This is a genomic window from Streptomyces rectiverticillatus (genome assembly GCF_013394065.1).
Lineage (GTDB): Bacteria > Actinomycetota > Actinomycetes > Streptomycetales > Streptomycetaceae > Streptomyces > Streptomyces rectiverticillatus.
Map to the genome: position 1 here is coordinate 1,881,511 of NZ_CP040752.1, position 11,857 is coordinate 1,893,367.

Here is an 11,857-nt window from a genome sequence, read left to right on the forward strand (position 1 = left end):
TACGGCAGTGGCCCGCTCCCTCCAGTGAGGGAGCGGGCCACTGCCGTGTCGGCGTGGTTCGGCACCGCCGGACACCACCGCGGTGGTTGCGCGCCGCTGCGGCGGCGGGCAGGGCCCCGCTCCCGCCCTCTCACCGTTTCCTGGGGGCAAGCCCCCAGCCCCCCGCAGGGGGAAACGGTGAAGGGGTGGGTCCGGGGCCTCCCCTCCCGCCGCAACGGCGCGTGACCACGAGCCGACGTATCCGGCGGTGCCGGACCCGCCTCAGTCAAAGGCTCAGCGACCCCGGAGCTCCCGGTAGCGCGCGACCAGCGCCGCCGTGGACGCGTCCAGCCCCGCGACCTCCGCGCCCTCCGTGAGCGCCGGCTCCACCCGCTTCGCGAGGACCTTGCCGAGCTCGACGCCCCACTGGTCGAAGGAGTCGATGTTCCAGATCGCGCCCTGGACGAAGACCTTGTGCTCGTACAGCGCGATGAGCTGACCGAGCACGGACGGGCTCAGCTCGCCCGCGAGGATCGTCGTCGTGGGGCGGTTCCCCCGGAAGGTCTTGTGCGCGACGAGCTCGGCCGGCACGCCCTCCGCCGCGACCTCCTCCGGCGTCTTGCCGAAGGCCAGCGCCTGCCCCTGGGCGAACAGGTTCGCCATCAGCAGGTCGTGCTGGGCCACCAGCCCCGGCTCCAGGTCGTCCACGGGCTTGGCGAAGCCGATGAGGTCCGCGGGGATCAGCTTCGTGCCCTGGTGGATCAACTGGTAATACGCATGCTGGCCGTTGGTGCCCGGCGTGCCCCACACGACGGGCCCGGTCTGCCAGTTGACGGGCCGTCCCTCGCGGTCGACGGACTTGCCGTTGGACTCCATGTCCAGCTGCTGCAGGTAGGCCGCGAACTTCGACAGGTAGTGGCTGTAGGGCAGCACGGCGTGCGACTGCGCGTCGTGGAAGTTGCCGTACCAGATGCCGAGGAGGCCGAGCAGCAGCGGGGCGTTCTCCTCCGGCGGGGCGGTGCGGAAGTGCTCGTCGACGAGGTGGAAGCCGGCGAGCATCTCGCGGAAGTGGTCCGGGCCGACGGCGAGCATCAGGGAGAGCCCGATGGCCGAGTCGTAGGAGTAGCGGCCGCCGACCCAGTCCCAGAACTCGAACATGTTGGCCGTGTCGATGCCGAACTCGGAGACCTTCTCCTCGTTCGTCGACAGGGCCACGAAGTGCTTGGCGACGGCCTCCTCGCCGGCGCCCAGCCGCTCCAGCAGCCAGTTCCGCGCGGAGGTGGCGTTGGTGATGGTCTCGATCGTCGTGAACGTCTTGGAGGCGACGATGAACAGCGTCTCGGCGGCGTCCAGGTCACGCAGGGCCTCGTGCAGGTCCGCGCCGTCCACGTTGGAGACGAAACGGAACGTCAGGTCGCGGGCGGTGTAGGCGCGCAGCGCCTCGTAGGCCATCGCCGGACCGAGGTCGGAGCCGCCGATACCGATGTTGACGATGTTCTTGACGCGCTTTCCGGTGTGGCCCTTCCAGTCGCCGCTGCGCACCCGGTCGGTGAAGACCTGCATCTTGCGCAGCACGGCGTGGACCGCCGGGACCACGTTCTCGCCGTCGACCTTGACGACGGCGGACTCCGGGGCGCGCAGCGCGGTGTGCAGCACGGCGCGGCCCTCGGTGGTGTTGATCTTCTCGCCGCGGAACATGGCGTCGCGCAGCCCGGCCACGTCCGCGGCGGCCGCCAGCTCGCGCAGCAGGCGCAGGGTCTCGTCGGTGACGAGGTGCTTGGAGTAGTCCAGATGGAGGTCGCCGACGGTGAGCGCGTACTTCTCGGCGCGTCGCGGATCGTCCGCGAAGAGCTCGCGCAGGTGCACCTCCCCCAGTTCGTCCCGGTGCTTGGCCAGAGCGTTCCACTCCGGGGTCCGGTCCAGCCTGGTGCGGTCCTCTGCGTTCATCTCGGACATCAGCCCATTCATTCTCGTAACTGCCCCGCCGCCCTCCAACCTAATTGATCTGCGGTCGGTTCGAGCGCAACACGAAACGGCACCCACGAGGGGTGCCGCTTCCTTGAGATGCCGCCGCGTGTCAGATCTCTCCGCGGAGCTTGGCGAGCGCCTCCGCGAGGATGGCCTCGCCGTCGGCGTCGCTGCGCCGTTCCCGGACGTACGCGAGGTGCGTCTTGTACGGCTCGGTGCGCGGCGGGTCCGGCGGACTGTCCCGGTCCTGGCCGGCCGGGAAGCCGCAGCGCGGGCAGTCCCAGGTGTCCGGTACCTGTGCGTCGCTGGCGAAGCTCGGCTGCGTCTCGTGCCCGTTAGAGCACCAGAAGGAGATGCGGAGGCGCGGCGCGGACTCGCCCCGCTCGGCCTCACCCATCGGCCCCGCTCCGACCCGGCTTCCCCGGATCGCGTTGCCACTTGCCACGGTCGTAACTCCCTGCGTAATGGTGCTGCGGATCATCTGAACCGATGGTTCCGCTGCGGGCGCCCCAGTCTACGTAAGGCCCAACGCGCGTCCAGTGGCAGGAGTTACAGCCCGGCCGCGAGGACGCGACCCCAATGATAGGCCGCGTTCACGACGGTACGTCAGCTATCGAGCTTCATCAGCAGGCCGAGCGCGACGATGCACGCGAACCACAGCAGACCGACGACCACGGTGATGCGGTCGAGGTTCCGCTCGGCGACGGAGGAACCGCCGACGGAGGACTGCATGCCGCCGCCGAACATATCGGACAGGCCGCCGCCCTTCCCCTTGTGCATGAGCACCAGCATCATCATCAGCACGCTGAAGATGATGAGGGCGATCGAGAACCCCATGACCACGGCTGGACCAACTCTCTCGGACGTCGATGGTGAGGGCCGGGGCGGCGTGAAATCGCCGGTCCCGGCCCCGACAGGGTACGACGAGGAGGAGTCCTCGTCATAGCGCTGCTACTGGTCGCGGAAGCGGACGATCTTGACGAAGTCGTCCACGTCCAGCGCGGCACCGCCGATCAGCGCGCCGTCGACGTCGGGCTGCGCCATGATCGCGGCGATGTTGCCGGACTTGACGGAGCCGCCGTACTGGATGCGGATCTTGTCGGCGACCTCGCGGCCGTACAGCTCGGCGAGGCGGCCGCGGATGGCACCGCAGACCTCCTGGGCGTCCTCCGGCGTGGCGACCTCGCCGGTGCCGATGGCCCACACGGGCTCATAGGCGATGACGATGCTCTCCGCCTGCTCGGCGGGGACGTCCTTGAGGGCGCCGTCGACCTGCGCGAGGGTGTGCGCGACCTGGCCGCCGGCCTTGCGGACCTCCAGGCCCTCGCCGACGCACAGGATCGGGGTGAGCCCGTGCCGGTAGGCGGCCTTGACCTTGGCGTTGCAGATCTCGTCGCTCTCGCCGTGGTACTGGCGGCGCTCGGAGTGCCCGATCGCCACGTAGGTGCACTTGAGCTTGGCGAGCATGGCGCCGGAGATCTCACCGGTGTACGCGCCGGAGTCGAACGCCGAGACGTCCTGGGCACCGTACTTGATCTTCAGCTTGTCGCCGTCGACCAGCGTCTGCACCGAGCGGAGGTCGGTGAAGGGCGTCAGGACGGCGACCTCGGTGGCCTCGTAGTCCTTGTCGGCGAGCGCGAAGGCGAGCTTCTGGACGTGTGCGATGGCCTCGAGGTGGTTGAGGTTCATCTTCCAGTTGCCCGCCATCAGCGGGGTACGTGCACTCACAGTGGTTCAGTCCTCCAGTGCGGCGAGGCCGGGGAGCGTCTTGCCCTCGAGGTACTCGAGGCTGGCGCCGCCGCCGGTCGAGATGTGGCCGAAAGCATTCTCGTCGAAGCCGAGGGTGCGCACGGCCGCGGCCGAGTCGCCCCCGCCCACGACGGTGAAGCCCGGCGAGTCCAGCAGGGCCTGCGCGACGGCCTTGGTGCCGTTCGCGTAGTCCGGGTGCTCGAAGACACCCATGGGGCCGTTCCAGAAGACCGTGCCCGCGTCGGCGAGCTTCGCCGCGTAGAGCTCACGGGTCTTCGGGCCGATGTCGAGGCCCTCCTTGTCCGCCGGGATGGCGTCCGAGGAGACGGTGTCGGGGTTGGCCGGGGCCTTGGTCTTCAGGTCCGGGAAGTCGGCCGAGACCAGGACGTCGACGGGCAGGACGAACTCCACGCCCCGCTTCTCCGCCTCCGCCAGGTACGCGAGGCAGGTGTCCTTCTGGTCCTCCTGCAGCAGCGAGATGCCGACCTCGTGGCCCTTGGCGGCCAGGAAGGTGTACGACATGCCGCCGCCGATGAGGATGCGGTCGGCCTTCTTGAGCAGGTTGTCGATGACGCCCAGCTTGTCGGAGACCTTGGCACCGCCGAGCACCACCACGTAGGGGCGCTGAACGTCCTCGGTGAGCTTCTTCAGGACGCCGACCTCGGTGGCGATCAGGTCGCCGGCGGCGTGCGGCAGGCGCGCCGGGAGGTCGAAGACCGAGGCGTGCTTGCGGTGCACGGCACCGAAGCCGTCGCCCACGTACAGGTCGGCCAGGGACGCGAGGGCGTCGGCGAAGGTGCCGCGCTCCGCGTCGTCCTTGCTGGTCTCGCCCGCGTTGAAGCGGAGGTTCTCCAGCAGCGTGACCTCGCCGTTCGCCAGTGCGGCGACGGTGGCCTTCGCGCTGTCGCCGACCGTGTCGGTGGCGAACGAGACCTTCTTGCCCAGGATCTCGCCGAGCCGCACGGCGGCGGGGGCGAGGGAGAACCGGGGCTCCGGGGCGCCCTTGGGACGGCCCAGGTGGGAGGCGACGATCACCTTGGCGCCCGCGGCGGCGAGCTTGGCAATCGTCGGGGCGACGGCGCGGATGCGGCCGTCGTCCGTGATGGCGGTGCCGTCGAGCGGCACGTTGAGGTCGGCGCGGACGAAGATCCGCTTGCCCTCGACACCGTCCTGGATGAGTTCGTCGATCGTCTTCATGCGGTGACTCCGGTACGTCCGTAGGTGGGGGTCCCGCCCAGCCGGGCGGGGGCCCCTCCCAGCGGTAGCTGGGGGACAGTCATGAGACGGGGCTCGTACGACGCGCCATCGCGTCGCACGAGCCCCGTCCCCTACATCCCGATGCCTGTGATCGTACGACCAGCGGGCACAGAGATCAGAGCTGGCCGCCGACGAAGACGGTCAGGTCCACCAGGCGGTTGGAGTAGCCCCACTCGTTGTCGTACCAGCCGACGACCTTGACCTGCTTGCCCTGGACCATCGTCAGCTGCGAGTCGAAGGTGCAGGAGGCCGGCCAGTTGACGATGTCCGAGGAGACGATCGGGTCCTCGGTGTACTCGAGGATGCCCTTGAGCTGACCCTCGGCGGCCTTCTGGAAGGCGGCGTTGATCTCTTCCTTGGTGGTCTCGCGGTCGAGCTCCAGGACGAGGTCGGTGACCGAGCCGGTCGGGACCGGGACGCGCATGGCGATGCCGTCCAGCTTGCCCTTCAGCTGCGGGAGGACCAGGGCGGTGGCCTTGGCGGCACCCGTCGAGGTCGGGATGATGTTCTCCGCGGCGGCGCGGGCGCGACGCAGGTCGGAGTGCGGGAAGTCCAGGATGCGCTGGTCGTTGGTGTACGCGTGGACCGTCGTCATCATGCCCTTGACGATGCCGAAGCTCTCGTCGAGGACCTTGGCCATCGGCGCCACGCAGTTGGTGGTGCAGGAGGCGTTGGAGATGACGTGGTGGTTGGCCGCGTCGTACTTGTCCTGGTTGACGCCCATCACGATGGTGATGTCCTCGTTCTTGGCCGGAGCCGAGATGAGGACCTTCTTCGCGCCGGCGGCGAGGTGCTTGGCGGCGTCCTCGCGCTTGGTGAAGATGCCGGTGGACTCGATGACGATGTCGGCGCCCAGCTCGCCCCAGGGGAGGTTCGCGGGGTCGCGCTCGGCCATCGTGCGGAAGGTCTGGTTGCCGACCGTGATCGAGTCGTCGGTGTGGCTGACCTCCTGCTTGAGACGACCGAGGATGCTGTCGTACTTCAGCAGGTGAACCAGAGTGGCGTTGTCGGTCAGGTCGTTGACACCGACGATCTGGATGTCCGCACCCTGCTCCAGGAGCGCACGGAAGTAATTGCGACCGATACGGCCAAAGCCGTTGATGCCTACGCGGATCGTCACGAACCGATCTCCTCGTTGGTATGCCGGGCTGTCCGCCGGCGGGCTGTATTGGGATGTCCCCGACCAACACCGACCCTACCTCTAAGAAGAGGGGGACGTGACATTGGCGTCACTGGGCCCGTAGAGCGGGTTCACCCCTTGACAGAGCGGAGTGCTGCACTAATGAGCGCGACCCTCTCTCCGGGGTCCGGGACGTGCTGCAGGCCGAAGCCCAGGAGCACCGTGCCGGCCGTGGAGACGGCCGCAGCCCGGCGCGCGTCAGCCGCCGCCACGCAAGCGCCGTCACGGAGCGTGACGTCCGTTCCGGTACAGCGGGCGCCCGTTGCGCCGTTCGGGTTCTCCGCGGCCCGGCCTGCCGCCGCCGCGTAGTCGCCCGCGGGCGCACTGCGGAACTGCGGGAAACCGGCCGGCGGCAGTTCGTCGGAAACGGGGGTGTACGAGCCCGCGGCGTCCAGCTTGTCGCCGGGTGCGTCACCGAGGCGGACGCTGATGCCGGCGAGCGCGCCGGAGCCGGTGAAGCGCGCCGGGGCGGGGTGCTGCAGACGGCTGCCCGCGCCCAGGTAGTACTGGCTGAAATCGTTGGTCTCGGTGGTGCCGACGACTCCGTAGCCGCCCGCCTGCCTGCCCGCGGCGACGAGCTTGCCGCCCTCGTTGACGAAGTCCCGCACGGCCGTCAGCGTGGCCCCGCCGGGCCGGTTGCCGCCGGAGTACCACACGATGCTCTTGAAGTGGCCCAGCACGCCGAGCGCGTGCGGAGCGCCCTGGGTGGCCACGTCCCACACGGCGGCGTCCCGGCCGGCCCCCGCCAGCGCCGCGGTGTAGGCGGCGGTATGCCGGGCGGCGCCGGGCCCGCCCTCGTCGGCGATCACCAGGGTGTCGGCCTCGGGGCGGTCCGCCACGGCGTAGGTGAAGGGTTCACTGGCGGTGGCCCTGCCGTCGCGCGTCCGGCCCGTGTACCAGACCCGGACGCTGGAGCCGGGCTCGGCGCCCTCGACGTAGGCGCGGTACTCGGCGAAGCGGATGCTGTCCTGCCCGCCGTAGCGGTCGCCGCCCTGCCACGCCTCCAGCGGGGCGGTGTGCGTACGCCCGCCGTCGATGCGGTAGTTGAGACGCAGGTCGCGCAGGGACTTGCGGGCGGTGACGGAGACCTCCTGCTCGTCGCCGAGCGCGTAGGAGGTGGTGAAGGCGTCCGGGGTGAAGTCGGGGGCGGTGAGGCCGACGGCCGAGCGGGGCCGGTCGGCGCCCTCGCGGTTGACGGCGGTCTCGGCGACGGACAGCGCGAAGGGGATGTTCTTGGCGAACTCCTGCCGGATCAGCTTCTCGTCGTCGGGGAAGCTGAAGGACGACGGGCAGTCGTCCGGGTTCCAGCGGTCGTTCGGGTCGGCTTCCGACGCGGTGCGGCAGGTCGACATCTCGGGGGTGAACATCATCGTCCCGTTGACGTTCGCCGCGTGCCCGTCGGCCTCGCCGTTGGTCGTGTAGAGCTCGGAGGAGACCTGCGGGTGGTAGCCCGGGATCGCGGACTTCTCCGGCGTGCCGGCCAGCGCCTTGTAGAGGACGTCGTCCGGGGTGGGGGTGGCGACCTGCCAGCCGACGCCGTAGAGCAGCAGTTCGGCGGCCGAGTGGTAGTTGACGGCGTAGCCGAAGCGGTGCGCCTTCTCGAAGGCGTCGATCGCCTGCGTCTCCGGCTCGGAGGCGGGGGCCGTGCCGCGGTAGGTCTCGGAGCCCGGGCGGGGCGAGGAACCCTCGTTGTCATAGCCCCACTTGAAGGGGAAGTTGCGGTTGAGGTCGACGCCGTCGCCCGGGGTGATCTTCCCGTCGCCGTTGTTGTCGCGCAGGTTCTTGCGCCACAGGCGGGTGTCCGGGCTCTGGAAGGTGTAGTCGTAGCCGTCGGGGTTGGCGGACAGGACGAACCACAGTTCGGCGCGGTCCACGACGTCGGTGACGCGGGCGTCCTTGCCGTAGGCGTCGAGGTAGTGGTGGAGCAGCCGCCGGGTCATCTCCGGCGTGATCCACTCCCGGGCGTGCTGGTTGGACATGTACAGCACGGCGGGCTTGCGGCCGTCGGGCGCGGTGCGGGCGTCCTTGCTCAGCTTCAGGGCGAGGATGTCCTGGCCGCGGACGGTCTTGCCGATGCTCACGACCTTGGTGAGGCCGGGGTGGGCCTTCGCCGTGTCCAGGAGCTCCTGCCGGAGGCCGTTCTTGCCGCTGTACGGGCGGAAGACGCCGTCGCCTGCGGCCTTGAGGCGCTCCTTGGTGCGCTGCGGTATCCGCTTCTCGGTGAGGCCGACGCCCCGGCTGCGCAGCTCGCGGGCCTGCTCGCCGGTCAGGTAGAGCTCGACCGAGGCGGCCTTGGTCCCGGTCGGGCGCTCGGCCAGCTCGTGGCCGTCGACGCCGGCGGCGAGGAGCAGCGGCACCTGGCCGGCGGTGATGCGGGCGGTCCAGACGGACGGTGCGCCGTCGCCGTCCCGTGCCGCCGTCGCGGCGCCGGGTTGTGCGTGGGCGAAGGGTGCCGCGGCCAGTCCGCCTAAGAGCAGCGAAGCCGCCGCGAGGACCGATCTCGTCCTGCGTCTCATGAGCCCCCCTTGCTGTTGTCTGCCACGTCGGTGCACGGACGCCAGACTGGAGAGCCTGCATGATCATGTCAATGATGCAGAAAGAGCCACTCCGGCGCCCTGCACGGCGCGGGGTGGCTCGATGTACCGGTGTGGGACGGCGCCCGGTGTGGGACGGCGCTGCGGGCGGCGGGCCCGTGCCGGGCGTCAGCCGGCCATGCCCTCCGCCATCTCCTCCGAGAGGTCCGAGAGGTCGGAGAGGTTGGACTCGGTGCCGGGGATGCCGAGGTCCTGGGCGCGCTTGTCGGCCATGGCGAGCAGGCGCCGGATCCGGCCCGCGACGGCGTCCTTGGTCAGCGGCGGCTCGGCCAGGGCGCCGAGCTCCTCCAGGGACGCCTGCTTGTGCTCCATGCGCAGCCGGCCCGCGGCCGCGAGGTGCTCGGGCACCTCCTCGCCGAGGATCTCCAGGGCCCGCTGCACCCGGGCGCCCGCCGCGACGGCGGCCCGGGCCGAGCGGCGCAGGTTGGCGTCGTCGAAGTTGGCGAGGCGGTTGGCCGTGGCCCGCACCTCGCGGCGCATCCGGCGCTCCTCCCAGGCCAGCACGGACTCGTGCGCGCCCAGCCGGGTCAGCAGGGCGCCGATCGCATCGCCGTCGCGGACGACCACGCGGTCGACGCCGCGCACCTCGCGCGCCTTGGCCGCGATCTGCAGCCGGCGGGCCGCACCGACCAGCGCCAGCGCCGCCTCGGGCCCGGGGCAGGTCACCTCCAGGGAGGAGGAGCGGCCGGGTTCGGTGAGCGAGCCGTGGGCGAGGAAGGCACCCCGCCAGGCGGCCTCGGCGTCACAGGTGGCGCCGGAGACGACCTGCGGGGGCAGCCCGCGGATCGGCCGGCCGCGGCCGTCGACCAGGCCGGTCTGGCGCGCCAGCTGGTCACCGCCCGCCACCACCCGCACCACGTACCGGCTGCCGCGGCGCAGTCCGCCGGGGGCCATCACCACCAGGTCGGAGGCGTGCCCGAAGATCTCCAGGATGTCCTTGCGCAGCCGCCGGGCGGCGATCCCGGTGTCCAGCTCCGCCTCGATCACGATGCGCCCGCTGACCAGGTGCAGACCACCCGCGAACCGCAGGATCGCCGAGACCTCCGCTTTCCGGCAGCAGGTGCGGGTGACGGGGAGCCGGGAGATTTCATCCTTCACCGCTGCCGTCATCGCCATGGGCCGATCCTTCCATGCATCCGAAAAATACGGTCGTACGCGGCGGCCAACAGCTCCGGGTCATGGGTCGGGGAGCCGTCGGGCGCGGCGACCGGCGCCAGCTCGACCGCGGCCCCGAGCCGCTTCGCGGCATCGGTGAGGCTCTCGCGGTCGGGCACGGCGGCCTCGTCGGCCAGCACCACGTCCAGGGCGAGTTTAGGGGCGTGTCGGGCCAAAACCTCCAAATGACGCTGCGGGGAGAAGCCATCGGTTTCACCCGGTTGTGGTGCGAGATTCAACGACAGCACCCGGCGGGCCTTGGTCTCCTGCAGGGCTTCCAGCAGCTCGGGGACGAGCAGGTGCGGGATGACGGAGGAGAACCAGGAGCCGGGGCCGAGCACCACCCAGTCCGCGTCGAGGACGGCGGCGACCGCCTCCGGCACGGCGGGCGGGCCCTCCGGCACGACGTGCACGGACTGCACCTCGCCCGGGGTCAGCGCCACCGTGGCCTGGCCGCGGACGGTGCTGAGGGCGCCGGGCTCGGCGGGGTCGTGCCCGCGGACGAGGGCCTGCAGCTCCAGCGGCACGGCGGACATGGGCAGCACCCGGCCGTGCGCGCCCAGCAGCTTGCCGACCAGGTCCAGGGCCTGCACGGGGTCGCCGAGCTGCTCCCACAGGGCGACGATCAGCAGATTGCCCACGGCGTGGTCGTGCAGATCGCCCTCGCTGGTGAAGCGGTGCTTGATCACCCGGGCCCAGGTCTGGCCCCAGTCGTCGTCGCCGCACAGGGCCGCGAGGGCCTTGCGCAGGTCGCCGGGGGGCAGGACGCCCAGCTCGTCGCGGAGCCGGCCGCTGGAGCCGCCGTCGTCGGCGACGGTGACGACGGCGGTGAGGTCGCCGGTGATCCGGCGCAGGGCGGCGAGCGAGGCGGACAGGCCGTGGCCGCCGCCGAGGGCGACGACCTTGGGCTGGGCGCCGCGCTTCGTACGGCCCTCGGGCCCCCGGGTGGTCCGCCCGGGGACGAGGCGGCGCACCCGGCGGAGCCGGGACGTGCGGCCGGTCACTCGCGCCCCATGTCCCGGTGGACGACGACGGTCTCCACGCCCTCGGAGACCAGGCGGTGGGCGAGCTTCTCGGACATGGCCACGGAGCGGTGCTTGCCGCCGGTGCAGCCGACCGCGATGGTCACGTAGCGCTTGCCCTCGCGGCGGTAGCCCGCGGCGATGAGCTGGAGGAGCTCGGTGTAGCGGTCGAGGAACTCCTTGGCGCCGGGCTGGTTGAAGACGTAGCCCGAGACCTCCTCGTTCAGGCCCGTGAAGGGGCGCAGCTCCGGCACCCAGTGCGGGTTGGGCAGGAAGCGGCAGTCCACCACGAGGTCGGCGTCGACGGGCAGGCCGTACTTGTAGCCGAAGGACATGACGGTGGCCCGCAGCTCCGGCTCCTCCTCGCCGGCGAACTGGGCGTCCATCTTGGCGCGCAGCTCGTGGACGTTGAGGCTGGAGGTGTCGATCACCAGGTCGGCGTCGCCGCGCAGCTCGCGCAGCAGGTCCCGCTCGGCGGCGATGCCGTCGACGATGCGCCCGGAGCCCTGGAGGGGGTGCGGGCGGCGCACGGACTCGAAGCGGCGCACCAGGGCGTCGTCGGAGGCCTCCAGGAAGATCACGCGCCGCTTGACCTTCTTGGCGGCCAGGTCGGCCAGGGACTCGCGGAGGTTGTCGAAGAAGCGCCGGCCGCGCACGTCCACGACCACGGCGATCCGGGCCACGTTGCCCTGGGAGCGGGCGCCGAGGTCCACCATGGTGGGGATCAGGGCGGGCGGCAGGTTGTCCACGACGAACCAGCCGAGGTCCTCCAGGCACTTGGCGGCGGTGCTGCGGCCCGCTCCCGACATGCCGGAGATGATCACCAGTTCGGGGATGGCCGTGCCCTCGCCGGTCGCATCCGCCGTCGTGCCCGTACTCACCTGTGCTCCGTCTCGCTCGGTCCCGGTCATACTGCTTACCCCCGTCTCACCGACGGTGCCGCGGGTGCGGCC

Annotated in this window: 9 protein-coding genes and 1 pseudogene; all 10 read right to left on the reverse strand. The window is 71.0% G+C overall.

Annotation, left to right across the window (positions count from 1 at the left end):
- Positions 1–273: 273 nt before the first annotated feature.
- The 10 genes and pseudogenes from pgi to rapZ all read right to left on the reverse strand — a co-directional run bounded on the left by pgi (position 274) and on the right by rapZ (position 11,815).
- Positions 274–1,926, reverse strand: a complete 1,653-nt coding sequence (gene pgi / locus FGW37_RS07980) for a glucose-6-phosphate isomerase (protein WP_179084571.1) — start codon at positions 1,924–1,926, stop codon at positions 274–276.
- A 130-nt stretch (positions 1,927–2,056) separates the two neighbouring features.
- On the reverse strand, positions 2,057–2,392 hold the full coding sequence (locus tag FGW37_RS07985) for an RNA polymerase-binding protein RbpA (RefSeq protein WP_079110552.1): 336 nt from the start codon (positions 2,390–2,392) through the stop codon (positions 2,057–2,059).
- A gap of 161 nt (positions 2,393–2,553) precedes the next feature.
- On the reverse strand, positions 2,554–2,784 hold the full coding sequence (gene secG, locus FGW37_RS07990; protein WP_030366610.1) for a preprotein translocase subunit SecG: 231 nt from the start codon (positions 2,782–2,784) through the stop codon (positions 2,554–2,556).
- A gap of 114 nt (positions 2,785–2,898) precedes the next feature.
- A complete protein-coding gene (gene tpiA / locus FGW37_RS07995; RefSeq protein ID WP_179080425.1) occupies positions 2,899–3,675 on the reverse strand; it encodes a triose-phosphate isomerase in 777 nt (258 codons plus the stop codon).
- A gap of 6 nt (positions 3,676–3,681) precedes the next feature.
- The gene (locus tag FGW37_RS08000) at positions 3,682–4,893 is read right to left on the reverse strand and encodes a phosphoglycerate kinase (RefSeq protein ID WP_179080426.1); all 1,212 of its coding nucleotides are present in this window, start codon (positions 4,891–4,893) and stop codon (positions 3,682–3,684) included.
- A gap of 175 nt (positions 4,894–5,068) precedes the next feature.
- Positions 5,069–6,073, reverse strand: a complete 1,005-nt coding sequence (gap, locus tag FGW37_RS08005) for a type I glyceraldehyde-3-phosphate dehydrogenase (protein WP_179080427.1) — start codon at positions 6,071–6,073, stop codon at positions 5,069–5,071.
- A 356-nt stretch (positions 6,074–6,429) separates the two neighbouring features.
- A pseudogene (locus FGW37_RS08010) lies at positions 6,430–8,649 on the reverse strand (M14 family metallopeptidase); the annotation flags it as partial.
- A gap of 186 nt (positions 8,650–8,835) precedes the next feature.
- Positions 8,836–9,843 carry a DNA-binding protein WhiA gene (whiA, locus tag FGW37_RS08015; RefSeq protein ID WP_179080429.1) on the reverse strand — a complete coding sequence of 336 codons (1,008 nt, stop codon included), beginning with the start codon at positions 9,841–9,843 and terminating at the stop codon, positions 8,836–8,838.
- Entirely contained in the window at positions 9,834–10,886 is a 1,053-nt protein-coding gene (locus FGW37_RS08020) for a gluconeogenesis factor YvcK family protein (RefSeq protein ID WP_179080430.1), read from the reverse strand. The genes whiA and FGW37_RS08020 overlap by 10 nt, the downstream gene beginning before the upstream one ends.
- Positions 10,883–11,815, reverse strand: coding sequence for an RNase adapter RapZ (gene rapZ / locus FGW37_RS08025; protein WP_179080431.1), 933 nt, complete (start codon positions 11,813–11,815; stop codon positions 10,883–10,885). Before rapZ ends, FGW37_RS08020 begins: the two co-directional genes overlap by 4 nt.
- Positions 11,816–11,857: the final 42 nt, after the last annotated feature.